Origin of the sequence: Ramlibacter sp. (assembly GCF_028292805.1) — a bacterium.
Classification (GTDB): domain Bacteria; phylum Pseudomonadota; class Gammaproteobacteria; order Burkholderiales; family Burkholderiaceae_C; genus Ramlibacter.
Window position 1 is genome coordinate 1 of record NZ_JAQGLS010000106.1, and the last position, 14312, is coordinate 14312.

General features: G+C 69.7%; 11 protein-coding genes. 5 read left to right on the plus strand and 6 right to left on the minus strand.

Features of this window, described 5'->3' with window-relative positions:
* The 3 genes from JWP65_RS06090 to JWP65_RS06100 form a co-directional block, all read right to left on the minus strand.
* A partial coding sequence (locus JWP65_RS06090) for a serine/threonine-protein kinase (protein ID WP_299761467.1) occupies positions 1 to 1420 on the minus strand: 1420 nt, incomplete at its 3' end.
* A gap of 70 nt (positions 1421 to 1490) precedes the next feature.
* Positions 1491 to 2582 (minus strand): type VI secretion system-associated FHA domain protein, encoded by a 1092-nt coding sequence (locus tag JWP65_RS06095; RefSeq protein ID WP_299761469.1) that lies wholly within the window; start codon positions 2580 to 2582, stop codon positions 1491 to 1493.
* A gap of 11 nt (positions 2583 to 2593) precedes the next feature.
* Positions 2594 to 3484 (minus strand): adenylate/guanylate cyclase domain-containing protein, encoded by an 891-nt coding sequence (locus JWP65_RS06100; RefSeq protein ID WP_299761471.1) that lies wholly within the window; start codon positions 3482 to 3484, stop codon positions 2594 to 2596.
* 125 nt (positions 3485 to 3609) lie between these two features.
* On the opposite strand from JWP65_RS06100, the gene JWP65_RS06105 reads away from it, so the two are divergent.
* On the plus strand, positions 3610 to 4746 hold the full coding sequence (locus JWP65_RS06105; RefSeq protein ID WP_299761474.1) for a sensor histidine kinase: 1137 nt from the start codon (positions 3610 to 3612) through the stop codon (positions 4744 to 4746).
* Positions 4747 to 4970: 224 nt separating this feature from the next.
* The gene (locus tag JWP65_RS06110; RefSeq protein ID WP_299761476.1) at positions 4971 to 5177 is read left to right on the plus strand and encodes a hypothetical protein; all 207 of its coding nucleotides are present in this window, start codon (positions 4971 to 4973) and stop codon (positions 5175 to 5177) included.
* Positions 5178 to 5443: 266 nt separating this feature from the next.
* Here JWP65_RS06110 and JWP65_RS06115 read toward each other — a convergent pair whose 3' ends face one another.
* The 3 genes from JWP65_RS06115 to JWP65_RS06125 all read right to left on the minus strand — a co-directional run bounded on the left by JWP65_RS06115 (position 5444) and on the right by JWP65_RS06125 (position 10117).
* Complete coding sequence (locus JWP65_RS06115) at positions 5444 to 7615, minus strand: sugar nucleotide-binding protein (protein WP_299761479.1); 2172 nt, start codon at positions 7613 to 7615, stop codon at positions 5444 to 5446.
* Positions 7615 to 8814, minus strand: a complete 1200-nt coding sequence (gene glf, locus JWP65_RS06120; RefSeq protein WP_299761481.1) for a UDP-galactopyranose mutase — start codon at positions 8812 to 8814, stop codon at positions 7615 to 7617. The genes JWP65_RS06115 and glf overlap by 1 nt, the downstream gene beginning before the upstream one ends.
* Positions 8815 to 8881: 67 nt before the next feature.
* Positions 8882 to 10117: a glycosyltransferase gene (locus JWP65_RS06125; RefSeq protein ID WP_299761483.1), complete on the minus strand. Its 1236-nt coding sequence runs from the start codon at positions 10115 to 10117 to the stop codon at positions 8882 to 8884.
* A 352-nt stretch (positions 10118 to 10469) separates the two neighbouring features.
* On the opposite strand from JWP65_RS06125, the gene JWP65_RS06130 reads away from it, so the two are divergent.
* The 3 genes from JWP65_RS06130 to JWP65_RS06140 form a co-directional block, all read left to right on the plus strand.
* Positions 10470 to 10667: a hypothetical protein gene (locus JWP65_RS06130; protein WP_299761485.1), complete on the plus strand. Its 198-nt coding sequence runs from the start codon at positions 10470 to 10472 to the stop codon at positions 10665 to 10667.
* Between the two features lie 19 nt (positions 10668 to 10686).
* A complete protein-coding gene (locus JWP65_RS06135) occupies positions 10687 to 11313 on the plus strand; it encodes a hypothetical protein (RefSeq protein ID WP_299761487.1) in 627 nt (208 codons plus the stop codon).
* Positions 11310 to 14312: hypothetical protein (locus JWP65_RS06140; RefSeq protein ID WP_299761489.1), on the plus strand; the 3003-nt coding region annotated here is incomplete at its 3' end. The genes JWP65_RS06135 and JWP65_RS06140, both read left to right, overlap by 4 nt.

The window sequence follows — 14312 nt, forward strand, 5'->3', positions numbered from 1 at the left end:
CAAACGCCGGCGGCTCCACGACTGTGGGTTCGGGCGCTGCCGGCGGCGGTGCCTCCTGGGCGGCTGCGCCGGCGGCGGCCACGAAGCTCGCCCCAGGCGCGGGAGCGCGCGTGTATTCCTGGTCGACCCAGTCGGCCGGCCGCGGGCTGGCACTGCCGGGCAGGTTGCCGGGAACCGTGCCGCCCGGAAACGCGCCGCCCGGGACGGTGCCGGCGTGCGGCCGGGTCGGGTCCCGCATCCGGGTGGCATCCAGGTCGATGCCGGGAGCGGTGCCCAGGCTGGTGACCGTGCCGCCGCCGATGTTGGTGGCCTCGGCCGGCGCCGTCAGCCGGCGCAGCCGTCGCCGCGCCAGGTCGGCGTAGATACCGGAGGGAAACTTGTCCAGGAAGCCGTGCAAATCCTCGGTATCGTGCGAGTCCTTGACGTCCTTCCAGTACACCAGCTCGAGCTCCTGCGTGACCGAGGTGACCGAGCCGGAGGTCGGCGCGTTGGTCACGCCGCCAGGTACCGTGCCCGGGACGGTCAGCGGGCGCGAACCGTAGACTTCCACCTTCTTGAGCGGATTCAGCGGCGGCACCACTGTCTGGTCCTCGGCGCGCCGGATGGCCGCCTGCAGGGCGACTGCGAAGTCGCGCGCCGTGGCGAACCGCTGGTCGCGGCTCTTGGCCAGCGCCCGGGCCACCACCGCATCGAGCGCGCCGGGCAGGCGCGGGTTGATGGAGCTGGGGGCCGCCGGCTCGTGGCCGATGATCTGGTGGATGATGGAGAAATCGTTGTCGCCATCGAACGGCCGCTTGTCCGTCAGCAGCTGGTACAGCACCACGCCGACCGAGAACAGGTCGGCGCGCGAATCGATCTTCTGGCCCTGCACCTGCTCGGGCGCCATGTACTTGAGGGTGCCGACCACGCTGCCCTGGGTGCGCGTGGCCTCGCCGGAATCCTGGATCCGGGCAACCCCGAAGTCGGTCAGCTTGATCCGTCCGCCCGGCTCCATCAGCAGGTTGGCCGGCTTGATGTCGCGGTGGACGATGCCTTGCTTGTGGGCGTAGTCCAGGGCGCTGAGCAGGTCGCGGATGATCTTGAGGGACTGCTCCAGCGAGTAGCGCACGCCACGGTCGAGGTGGTGCTTGAGGTCATCGCCCTGGATGTACTCCATCACCAGGAAGGCGACGTTGGTGTCGCGGTCGGAGTCGTAGACGCTGACGATGTTGGGATGCTGCAGGCGCGCGGCCGAGCGCGCCTCGGTGCGGAAGCGATGTTCGTATTCGGCGGCGGCTTCTTCGGAGAGGTTCTCGACCCTGACGGTCTTGATGGCGACCCGCCGGTCCAGGTTGGGATCCCTCCCTTCGTAGACCACTCCCATGGCGCCCTTGCCCAGAACACGCAGCAGTTCGTAGCGGCCCAGCTTTTTCAATGTCACTTCAGCGATGCCGTGCGTAACAGATGGAAATGCATTCTAGCCTTCAGCCCAGCAAGGATGGGCTGCGGCGTCAGCGTCGGCGCGGCCCGGTGTGGCGTTTCGCACGGATCAGGGCCCGCACGTAGGCTTCGGCGAAGTGGCGGTCTATCCAGTGCTGGACCCGCTCGCCCGGCTCCCGCCCCTGCTCGGCCTGGTCCCGCACGAAGGCGTCCCAGGCCCGGGCGGCCTCGAACATCCGGGGCCCGCCTTTGAGCAGTCTGGCTTTGAGCGCCTCGGGGTCGAACTCCTCGAGCACGGCCTGGAGCGCCTGCGGCACCGCCTCGCTCATGGCCTGCTGGTGCGCCAGCAGCTCGTTGACCACGTCGGCCACCGCCCGGTCAGGGGGCATGAGGCCGGCCGCCGCGGCCCGGCCGCCCAGCAGGTACTGCAGCCGCGCCTCCAGCGGCATGTCCATGCGCAGCGGGTTGGCGTCGCCCGTCTCGAGCATGGTCCGGTCCTCGGCCCGCAGTTCCTGGCGGGTGCCCGCGGCGGCCTGCAGCGCCTGCACCAGTCCGGTCAGGGCCAGCCGGGCCAGCCGGCCGATGGTCTCCAGCTCGCCCTGCGTCAGGCTTGCCAGCCGGTCGGGATCCATGCCCAGCCCGGCCGCGAACGGGCGCAGGTCGGTGGCCGGCATCAGCCCCTCGGCCTGCAGCGCGCCGCCCGCGGCATGCGGACCGAAGGTGTCGCCGAACATGCCCCAGTCGCCGAACGGATCGTCGTCGGCGCCGGGCGCCGGCTGCGACGGCATGGCGACCGTCATTGCCGACGCCTGACGCTCGAAGTCGGCCCAGGGGTCAGCGGTGGCGTCTTCGGCCGACTCGACCGCCACCGCCAGCTCGAAGGCCGAAAGCACCAAGGGCTGGCCCGGCGGGAGGATGCCGCGGGAACCGGGTGGTATCTCGAAGCCGCCCAGTTCTACGCCGTTGACGCCCGATAGCACGTGGAAGTGCAGTTCGTCGCCCTCGTTCCAGACACTCAGGTGGCGGCGGGAGACGCTGCGTTCGGGATCGGGCAGGCAAATGGTGCAGTCGGCGTCGCGCCCGAGCACCAACGCCGGCTCGCCGGCAAGCAGCCGCCGGCTGATGTCCAGCCCGGGGCCGGCAATGTGCAGGTCGAGCGCCATGCGGGAGGCTGCTACGCCTTGACGACGAACGACGCAACCGGTGCGTCCTCCGCCTCCCGGTCGCAGCCCAGGGCGATCTGCCCCTTGCCGACGAGGTAGCACTCGGTGCGCCGCAGCACCACCGGCGCCGTCTGGTCACCCATGTAGACCCAGGTGCCGAAACTCGAGCAGTCGCACAGCACGAAATGCCCGCCGCGCCATTCGATGGTGGCATGGATGCGCGAGACGCGGGCATCGTTGACCGCGAGGTCGGCGGTGCGCGAGCGCCCCATGCCGATGCGGTCGCCCTGCTGCAGCCGCAGCCTCTCGGCCGCCAAAGTGATCTCCAGCTGGCCCTGGGTGGGCGCCGGGCCGAACATGGAAACGCCCATGACCGTGACGTCGGCTTCGCGCTCCGGCTGCCATTCGACGCGGTAGACCTCGGTGGCCTCCGCCTTGCCGCGCAGGTACATCGGGCCCAGACTGCGCATCCTGGCCTGCAGCTCGCGCGGCAGCGCGGTTCGCACCCGGTAGGTGGTCAGGATCTGGTCGGCCCCGGCCAGGTCGGCCAGGCGGGCGGCGCTGTTGACGGCGTCGCCATAGCAGTCGCCCTCGATTTCCACCACCTCGCCCGACTCGATGCCCATCTGCATCTGGACCGGATGACCGGTGCCGCCGGGGTGCACCGGCTTGTTCAACAGGCGCTCCTGGATGGCGATGCAGGCAGTGAGCGCCTGCGACTCCACCGGAAAGACAACGAAGAGGCCGTCGCCCAGCAACTTGACCACGCGGCCGTTGTGCTGCTCGAAGATCTTGGCCAGGGCGGTCGTCAGCTGGGTCACGAAGCGTCCGGCGGTCTCGTCGCCGAGCCGCTCGAAGATGCCGGTGCTTCCGACCAGGTCAGCGAATACGACGGAGGGCATGCGCGACCATTGTATGCGTGGGTGAGGGCAAAGGAGGCTACCCATCAGCATCGATGCGCAGCGCCTGCGTGGTTCACGCCACGGACTTTTTGCACGGTACGCCCGCAGCCATGACAATGGCCCCCGTGCGACTTTTCCATTTCCTCACCACCCACGCCGACCAGATCCTGCTGGAGTGGGACGCGTTCGCCGCCACGGTCACCCACGAAGGCAAGCAACTCGACAAGAAAGCGCTGCGGGACCACGCGGCCGAGATCCTCGGCGTGATCGCGGCGGACCTGGCGCAGCCACAGACGCCCGAGCAGCAGGAGGCGAAGTCCAAGGGACTGGGCGCCCACGACCCCGGCCGCACCGCCGCCGAAACCCATGCCGACTACCGGATGCGGGCGGGGTTCGCCATCGACGCGATGATCACGGAATACCGGGCGCTGCGTGCCAGCGTGCTGAAGCTCTGGACCGAGGCCGGCGGCGGCACCTCGGCCGGGGACATGCGCGACCTGACACGCTTCAACGAAGCCATCGACCAGTCGATCGCCGAGTCGGTCGGGCGCTACACCCGGCAGACCAGCAAGGCGACCGACCTGTTCATCGGAATCCTCGGCCACGACATCCGCAACCCGCTCGGCACCATCCTGATGTCCGCGGAAGTGCTGATCCGCACCGGCCAGCTCACTGCCAAGGCCGCCGCGCCCATCCTCAACAGCGCGCGCCGGATCAACAGCATCATCGAGCAGGTGGTGGACTTCACCAGGGCGGAGGCCGATGGCGTGATGCCGATCACCCGGACGCCGGGCAACCTGGCCGACCAGCTGGACAAGGTAGTGCAGGAAACCCAGATCCGCCATCCGACCCGGACCCTGCAGGTGCGCAGCGTCGGCAGCTTCGAGGGCAGCTGGGACGAGGGCCGGATCGGCCAGTTGCTGTCGAACCTGCTTGGCAATGCCTTCCTGTACGGGGAGCGGGAGGGCACGGTGAGGGTGGACATGTCGTCGACCCCCAGGCACGTGAGCTTTTCGGTGCACAACGAAGGCCCCCCGATCGCACCGGACGACCTGCAACGCATTTTCGAGCCGATGGCGCGGGGCTCGCCGAACGAGTCCGGCGGCGAGCGCCGTGAGCCGGCGGGGCTGGGCCTGGGCCTGTACATCTGCCGGGAGATCGTGCTGTCGCACGAGGGCACCCTCGAGGTCGAATCCGCCGCCGGCAAGGGCACCACCTTCCGTGTCACCCTGCCGCGCCTGCCCAAGCCCGCCGCCGGCTAGCGCGGCGGCAAAAAAGTCCGGCATCCTGGCGGAAAACCGGACTTTCCTAGAAGAAAGAGCAGACCCATCCCGACCGAGCAAGCCGACGACGAGCGCGCGAAAGCCGCCGGCCATGGCGCCGATCCGCGGCCACGTGCCGGAGCGCTCGTGAAAGCAGCGGCCGCAACAGCTGCGCGCGTTCCATCGCGGCGGGAGGTGGCCCGATTTCCTCGAGCGCCCGGTGCGTGCCGGCGCTCGACGAGGTCGCCGCCGAGTTCCGCAACCAGGGCGACGAGATCGAACGCAGCGCCATCGACAACGCGAGCGGCATCCACGAGCCGCTGCTGCCGGTGTCCGTGGACGCCTTCCGGCCCTTCCACTACCAGGTGTCCAGCGTCGGGCGCCGTGCCGATGTTCAGCGGCAGGATGGCGCGCGAGACCGACGTCTATGACCGGCCCGAGGTCTTCACACAGCCCGGCTCGGCGGCCACGGCCTGATGGGCCTGACGCGGCGGCAGGGTGGTCGACGACGCGCTCGAGCGCTACGAGGCCACCTCGCGTTCCTGACCTGCAGCGCGACGCCGACTCGATGCTCAGGCCGGCGATGCTGTGCCATGCCCGGCGGCCGCCGGCCCGTCGGGCTCAGCGGGATCCGGAGGCGGAAAAGCGCGGCCGCCCGGTACACCTTGCCCGTGGGCCGCGACTGCCGCTCATCGCGCTAACAGGGGGTGGCCGGCGCACCGGCCTGAGTCAACACTGTCGCTTCTTCCAGGTAACGCGCTATGCCCTCGTCCAGAGTGGGCATCAGCGCACCCCGTTCGCTGCCCAGGGCGGCATACCGCGGCCGTTGCGCCCGCTGGCCAAGGCTGGCACTGGGCACGGCGCGGACCAAGCCCACCTCCAGCCCCGCCGCCTCGGCAGCAATGCAGGCCAGGTCGGACCAGCTCACCGCGCCGCGGTTGCCCAGGTGCCACAGGCCTTGCTCTCCGTCCACGAGCAAGTCGAGGCTGGCGTGCACCAGGTGCGGAACATAGGTCGGCGACACGAACTGGTCACTGGCGGCATGCCAGGGTTCGTTTCGGCGCAGCGATTCCAGCGCGAGCGTGACGAAGTTGTGGCGGTCCCAGGGGCCGAAGAAGGCGGCGGTGCGGACCACCAGCGCCTGCGGGGCCATCCCGAGCACGCGGTGCTCCGACACCTGCTTGCTTCGCCCGTATGCGCTCAGCGGGCGGGCTTCGTCGCTCTCCACGTACGGTTCGCCCTTGTTGCCGTCGAATACCAGGTCGCTCGAGAAGGTCAACAGGCGCACGCCATGGCGCGCGCATGCCTTGGCCAGGGTCGTCGGGCCGACGACGTTCTCGCGCCAGTTGCGTGCATCGTGTTCGGCATCGTCCACGCGGACGTAGCCGGCGGCGTTGATCACCGCCCAGGGTTGCCACTTTTCCAGGGCGGCCTGGACCGACGAGGCATCGGCGATGTCCATGTCCGCGCGCTGCAGCAACTGGCACGGCATGCCGCGCTGCGCGCACAAGCGGGAGAAGGCCTGGCCGAGCGTGCCTGTGGCCCCGGCGACCAGCAGGGTTCGGCCGCGAACCGGAAGCGCCCGCAAGGCGCCGTCCGCAGGATAGGCGAGGCGCACGTCGCGCTGCCACCAGCCGGGAGCGTCGAGCGCGGGATGCTGGGGCGGTTCGCCCCGCGCGAGCTGGCGCGCCAGCGTCACGAGCGCGGTGGGCCGGGGCGGGTCGGAGCGCACGTCCCACAGGCCCGACTCGTAGTGCTGGCCTTCCCCGGTCACCAGGCTGTTCCAGTCGAAACAGCCGAAGGCCGCCCAGCACGTGACAGCCCGCACGTCATGACCCTTGGCCCGCACCGCCTGCGCCGCAACCCACGCCTGATGCAGCCACCGCAGCTGCTCCTCGCGGGTGCAACCCAGATGCACCTCCGTGAGCGCGACCGGCAGCCGATACCGTTCACAGGTTTCGCGCAGGCGCTCGGCAAAGCCGCCAATGATGGCGCCGGCAACTCGCGCCGTCTCCACATCGGCATAGCGGTCCCTGCCGTTGCCGCCCACCAGTCGCGGCGGGTAGAGCTCCAGGCGGTCGTCCAGGTGGCGCTCGCTGGTGAGATAGCTGTTGATGCCGACGATGTCCGGTGGACAGGGCTCCCGCTCCAGTGCAAGCAGCTCCTCCTGGCTGGCGCCGAAGTGCCGCAAATACGGCCACAGGCGGTGGCGCCGGGTGACCCGGCCCGCCAGCAGGTCGAACGAAAGCCAGCGCCGGAGGTTTTCGAAGCGGGCCTGGTAGGCAAGCCGCGGCGAGCTGGTGGCGAAGCCGAGATCCTCCGTCTGGACCAGTTGCGCCCGCGGGTTGACCGCGCGCACCCTGCGCATGGCCAGCACGGTGCCTCGGATCTGGTTCAGCAAGGCCCGCACGAAGCTGGCATCGTCCCTGCGGTGCGGATACCAGTGGCCGTACAGCGCGCTGAAGCGGGCGGTGGTCAGCGGCTCGTTGACCGGCGTGTAGGCGTCCAGGTGCGGGTAGCGCTCGGCCACCGCGCCGGCGTAGTCGGCAAGGTGCTCCGGAAACCGGGGATCCAGCAAATTGGTCCACGCCGGCCCGCTGCCGTGATGCACCAGCCCCGCGATCGGCGCCACGCCGAGCGCCTGCAGCCGCCCCAGCCGGGCATCGGCCCATGACCAGTCGTAGCCACCGGTGGCGGCGAGCGTGCGCTCCCACAGCAGGGGAAACCGCATGCGCGTGATGCCCAGGCTGGCCAGCCGGTCCAGGTCATCGATCCTGGATGCGAAGCCGCTGGCGCGCAGCTGGTCCCTGAAACGGTCCCCCACCCGGTTGAAGGTGCACTCGGCGCCGGCCCAGAGTTCGAGCGCCATTACATTGCGCCGGCCGGCCCGCTCGGCGCACCAGCCCCCGCGCGTTCCGCCTCCTGCTGCTGCAGCCGCTTGAAAGTGGCCAGCGCCTGGCCCACCACCTGGTCCATGTTGTAGTACTTGTAGGTGGCCAGGCGGCCCACGAAGCTCACGTTGGGCGTGGCCTCCGCTTCCGCTTCGTAGAGGCGGTACAGCCCGGCGTTCTGCGGCTGCGGCACCGGGTAGTAAGGGTCGCCCTCGGCGCAAGGGTACTCGTAGACGATGGAGGTCGAGGCGTGCTTCTGGCCAGTGATGTGCTTGAACTCGCTGATCCGCGTGTAGCCGTAGTCGTTGGGGTAGTTGACCGTGCCGACGGGCTGAAACTGCTCCTGCGGCACGTTGACGTGCTCGAAGCGCAGGCTGCGGTAGGGCAGCTTGCCGTGCTTGCAGCCGAAGAAGGCGTCCACCGGCCCGGTGTAGATCATGTGCGTCCATGGCACCAGGTCGACGATTTCCCGGTAGTCGGTGCCGGTCATGATCTTGATGTTGGGGTGGTCCAGCATCCGCTCGAACATGCGCGTGTAACCGTGCAGCGGGATCGCCTGGAACTTGTCGGCGAAGTAGCGGTCGTCCCGATTGGTTCGGATGGGCACACGGGCGGTGACGCTCGCGTCGAGCTCCGACGGGTCGAGATCCCACTGCTTGCGGGTGTAGCCGCGGAAGAACTTGTTGTACAGCTCGCGGCCCACCTTGCTGACCACGACGTCTTCGGACGTCCTGATCTCTTGCTTTTTTTCGGCCACCGATTCGAAGAACTTCTCCACCTCGAAAGCGGTCAGGTGCAATCCGTACAGCTTGTTGATGGTGTCCAGGTTGATCGGCATCGGCAGCAGCTGCCCGTCCACGCTGGCCAGCACCCGGTGCTGGTAGGGCCGCCATGCCGTGAAGCGCGAAAGGTAATCGAAGATGTCTTCCGAGTTGGTGTGGAAGATGTGGGGCCCGTAAGGGTGGACGAGCACCCCGTGGTCGTCGTAGCGGTCGTAGGCGTTGCCCCCGATGTGCGGCCGCTTGTCCAGCACCAGGATGCGCTTGCCGGTGCTGGCGAGCCGTTCGGCGAGCACGCTGCCTGCAAAGCCGGCGCCGACCACGAGGTAGTCGAACCCGGCCCGGCCGGGCACCGCGGCGGTGACTGCGTTTTGCAGGTCTTGGCTGATCTTGTCCATGGACTCTCCGGTGACTGCTGCGGGGCGGCCAGAACGGCCAGGGGCCGTTGCGGCCGCATGGCAAGGTTCAGGTGGGCACCAATGCCGACGCGCTGGCGGCGCGCGCGAGCTCGGCCGCAATGTTCGCCACCGCAGGCAGCTCGCTCGCTTCACGGGCAGCTTCCGCCTGGGCGATCAGCTCGGCCATGGCGGCAGCGGTGGCATCCCAGGAGGTGCGGCTGACCACTTGCGCGATGGCCAGTGCGTGCTCCTCCTGCTGCGCCGGCGAGCGGGCCAGGATGGCCTCGCATGCAGAAACGAAGCCGGCAGCATCGGAATGGATGGGCACGATGTGTCCATACGGTTCCACGACGTCCCGGATCGCCGTGCTGACCGACGGCTTGCCGCAGGCCATGTACTCCAGGGTCTTGGTGGGGCTGATGAAGCGGGTCGACTCGTTCAGCGCGAACGGCAGGAGGCACACGTCCCAGCCGTTGATGAAGGCCGGCAGATCCTGGTAGCTTTGCTGGCCGAGCCAGTGGATGTTCGGCAGCCGAGGCAGCAGGGCCGGGTCGATCTTGGCGGTAGGTCCCACCATCACGATCCGCCACTCGGGTCGGGCGGCGGCGAGCCCCGCGATCAGCTCCAGGTCAATCCGCTCGTCGATCACGCCACAGTAGCCCAGGCGCGGGCGACCCAAGCCGGCCTGGCTCGGATGGTCTTGGATGCCGCCGCGGAAATGGAGCGCATCGACGCTGCTCGGAAAGCAGTGGATGTTGGAGTGCCGCTTGCGCTTGGCGTTGTACAGGCTGCGGCCTCCGGTGAACACGACGTCCGCCGAGCGAAACAGCGCCGTCTCCTGGTTCACCAGTTCCTTGGCGGCGTCCCTGAACGCTGAGAGCTCGTCCATGCAGTCGTAGACCACGCCCCCGGGCTCGAGCTGCTCCGCCATGGGCAGCGCCAGCGGCGTATAGAACCAGATCCAGTAGTCGGTGATTCCCTGCAGGGCGATCTGGCGGGCGACCAACCTCTGGACCGCCGCCTTGTGCTCGGCATGGAAGCCATGCGCGGCGCCGCGAAGGTGCGGGCGCCAGACCTCGACACCCGGAGCGGCGGTCAGCAATTCGAGTCGATCCTTGTCGCTTCCCGGCACCGGCTCCTCGATGAAGACCACGGGCCAACGCTGTGCAAGTCGGGACAGCACGTGCTGTGGCCGTTGGTAAACGAAGTTCCAGCGCAGGTGTGAGAAGACGATGAGGTTTTTCATGGCCCTTATTCTGAAGACCGGACGCGACGCCATAGGGCCGCGAACGACAGGGATCAATGTGGTCCTACTTCGACCTGCGCCCTCCTCTTACGTCGGACTGCCGGGCAGGCAGCGCGAGCGGTGCCGTGCCGGCGCCGCAGCGCTACCGTTCTGGACTCATCGACGCCTCTTCAGGCCGGCGAAAAGTCTTCGCGACAAACCCCGTCAGCTGCCGCGAGCGCCCTTTCAGCTCGTCCTTGCAAAGCCAGGCTGCGCCGCCCGAGTTACGTGAGTGACACACGCTTTCGATATTGTGGAGACGCCTAAGGGTAACTACCCAAGAGCAGCGCAAGAACAAAAATAGAATGCGCCGCTAGAGAGCTAGCAAGCCTCGCGCCTTTCGCGCTCCTCGCGGAGCAAGGAGTCGACCATGTACATGCTGCTTCGCACGTTGTCCGCCCGGCAATTGCTGATCGAACAACTGCCACCGCTGGCGACCGCATGGCTCATCGCCGAGCTCTTCTACAAGTTCAAGAGCTTTTCGCTCGAATGCGCGGCTTTTCTCGTGACATGGTTCGTGCTGGACGCGCTGACCCAGGGCGTACGCCGGCTGGCTTCTTCACGGTAGCGCCGCGCGGCGAGCGCACATGACCGACACGGTCGCCCCCGAGTTCCTCCGCTTCGTCGAGGCGGAACGCCGGGCCAATCGACTGCCCCAGGCCGGCCGTACCCTGGTGGAGGGCGAGGTCTTCGCGCCGGTGTTCATCAAGGCAAGGCCGAGCGTCGAGCTGATGAACGTGGCTGCGCGCCGGGCCGCGGGCTTTTTTCGTCCGACAAAGCACAGCGAGGTGGTGTGGCTGGAGGGCGAGAATGCGTTGGCAGTGGGGATCACCGCCGTCGACGTCAAGCTCGCCGACGGGCTTATCCGCGTGCTGATCCCGGTGCGCTGCGACCAGAGCGGCTCGGCCATCGTGGAAGTTCTGTTCGCCTGCGGCTCGCCCACCGAGCCGGCCGGCCTGTATGCAGCCACTGCGCGCCGGCCGAATGGGCCGCAACTCGTCGTCGCTGCCTGGGGCGATGCACTGGTGGCATTCGCTTGGCACTGCGTGATCAACCTCATCACCGGCATCGCGGCAGCCATTGGCAAGGACGCGCGCGGCAACCTGCTGATTCCGGTGGAGCTCGAAGTGAGCGCGCGCGGCATCCAGATCCTGCCGATGGCGCGACACCGTTTCGCCGGCTCGAACGCGCTGAAGAGCAAGGTCGGGCGATGAGTTTCGGTCCCGGCGATCTCGGCGTCTTGGGCAACCTCGCCAAGGCGCTGGGCATCTTCGATGCGCACGGCAACCCCAACCAGGGCTGGTTCGCCAACCCCGAGGCCGCCCTGAAGAACATGCTAGCCAACGAGGCGCAACGCAGCGCGCTGATCGCCTTTGTCGACGATGCCATGGGCGGCGCCGATCGCAGCGCCGAGGCCGGCGTCACCTGGCTGCCCATCGTCGAAATCGACGAGCCACCGCTGTCGCTCGCCGTGACGATCGATGAAGGCCGAAGCGAGGGTCTGCACATCGGCCTGGGTTTGCGGGTCTCGACCACCGACCCGACCTCGGCCACCACGCTGGCCGTGCCGCTGTTCCGCGCGAAAAAGGACGGCGGGCCGAACGTCACGCAGCCGCTGCTGCTCGGCACCCCGGGCGGGCGCATCCGCATCGGCACCGCGATCACCCTCGACTCGGCGCCACCGGTGCCGGGCCAAGCGCGTCTGGGCGGCATCAGGCTGGAGGTCGACCTGCCGACCTCCGACAACGACCCGCAAGGCCCGATTTTCGGCCTTGCGCTCACCGGCCTGCAACTGCCCGGCGCCGCCACGCCGCGAGACATGCATGTGGCGGCCAGCGGCAGCGAGCAGCTGGACGACGCACTGCTCGATCTGGTGATGTCGCTGGTCAAGGCACAGGCCGATGCGGCACTGGCCGACCCTGCACTGGTGGCGCTCGCCGGGCTGCTCGGGCTGCGCGGCGGTGACGCGGTGCCCGATTTCCCGATCACGGCACTGCCCACACGCGGCGTGTTGGCGCTGGCCGACTGGGTGCGCGGCATCCTCACCAGCGGTGCCAGCCGCGCCGACTGGCTGGGCCACCTGGCGGCCCTGCTCGGTGGCACCCGCGTGGGCGACACGGCGCGCTTCGGCCTGGGTGGCGCGGCGATGCTCACGCTCGCGCTGCGCGTGGACAACGGCCCGAGCGGCAACCCCCGCCTGACCCCCACCCTCGCGATCGAACTCGGCAACGACAACGCCCGCGTCGAGGCGCGCGCCGATGTGTTCCGCATCGACCTCGTCAGCGGCGAAGCGTTCGCTTTGCCCAGCCTCGGCATCTGGGCCGCGGCCGGCCGCAGCACCAACCGTATCCTCGACATCACCGACCCGACGGTGGCGCGTGCCGACACGCTGCGGCTGGGCTTTGGCCTGGACGCGCAGCGGCGGCTGAACTTCCTGCTCGCTGCCGATGGTGTGCGCCTGGGCACGCGGGACTTCGCGACGCTGGACCTCACCGCGCCCGACGCGGTGATGGATGCCGCGGGGGGCGCGGTGGAAGACATCGCCAACGAACTGCTCGCCGGGCTGGGCGATACGCTCGGCCTGGCGCGCCAGCTGCTCGGCCTGGATCCACCGGCGGGCTTGGGCGCGGTGACGCTCGCAGCGCTGATGGTCGACCCGGTGGCGGCACTGGCCGGCTACTGGCGGCAGCTCGTCGCCAACCCGGCGGCGGCAACGACGGTGCTCTCCGCGCTGCAGCACGCGCTGGCCGATGCGAGCCAGCCCGCGTCGGTGGTGGCCGGCAGTGGCAGCGAGGCCGACCCCTGGCGGCTGCCGCTGGTCGGCCCGCTGGCGCTGGAGGTGTCGGCCAGCGGCGACATGCTCGCCATCGGTCTGGGCGTGGTGACCAGCATCGACGCGCTGGGCCAGCGGTGCACGATGGTGCAGACGCGCATCGGAGTAAAGCTCGCGAGCATCGACCTGGCGGCGCGCCGTGCCTGCCTGCTGGGTGCGGTGGAAGCCACGCTGAGCGCCCGCGAACGCGGCGCGAGTCCGCCGCGGGCGCGACTCGCGCTTGGCGATGCGGCCGCCATCGTGGCGGACCACGTCGGCCTGCGCCTTGCCTGGGCGCCCGACAGCGGTCTCGCGGCGCAGGTCAGCGCGCCGGCGCTGCGCCTCGAACTGGACGACCTGTCGGTGCCGGTCGCGCTGCCGGTGATCGGCGCCGACGGCAGCGTGACGCTGACCGCCCAAGCCTGGGACGGCGTCGAAGCATTGGTCGGCTCGCTCGGGGTGATGATCGGTGGGGTGGTCGAAGACCTGGTGCGCGCGCTCGGATGGGTCGAAACCGAGCTCCAGGCCGGCGGCGGGCCCGTGATCGGTGCGCGGCTGCGCCTGGCTGAACTGATGGTCGCACCCGAAACGGCGTTGCGCGACTGGCTGCCGCGCATCGCGGTCAGCGATCTCGGCCAACGCGCACTGGCACTGGTGGCCGACCTGTTCGGCGGGCTGGGCGCCACCCGCGGTGTGATCGAAGGCAGCGGCCGGCCCGAGGATCCGTACCGCTTCGCGCCGGGCGCGGACCTGCCCGATGTCGCGGTGTGGTTCCCGCCCGCGGGGCTGGAGCCTGTGGTGACGGCGGCGCACGCGGCGATCCGCGGCTGGCGCCCCGGCCAGGCGGGGCTGCCGATCGCCTCGCTGGAAGCCGCATTGCGCGCCGAGGCGGGCGTGGCCGCCGACGTGCGTGCGCTGGTCGACGGCCGCGAACCGGGCGCTGCGCTGGACGCGCTGGCGCAGCGCTGGCTGGGCGGTGACGGGCGCATCGGCCCGCCTCCCGCGGCGCCCGCAGGCATCACGCTGCGGCGCGTTGGCGTGGCGGCCGGGCAGTTGCTCGACGAGCTCAGGCTGCAGGATCTGCTCGGGCGTGTGCCCGGCACGACGCTTTACGTCGCGCTCGGGGCCGCGGCCTGGCCCGCAGCACCGGAAGATCGCCGGATCGACCTCGCCACCGCCGGCCTCGACGCCGCCATGTTCACGCTGCCGGCCGCCCAGGCGGGCGAGTGGTTCGTCTGCCTCGGCACGCGCGCCGACTGCCGCGTCGGCGGCGGCACGACCGACGGCACGCCGGAACAGGCCGCCCGGCTGGGCCGCCTGCTCGACGCGCTGGCTGGCATCAGCAGCGACATCGCGGTGGTCGCAGTCGGCGGCGCCGGCCACGCCGCGCGCCTGGCCGTG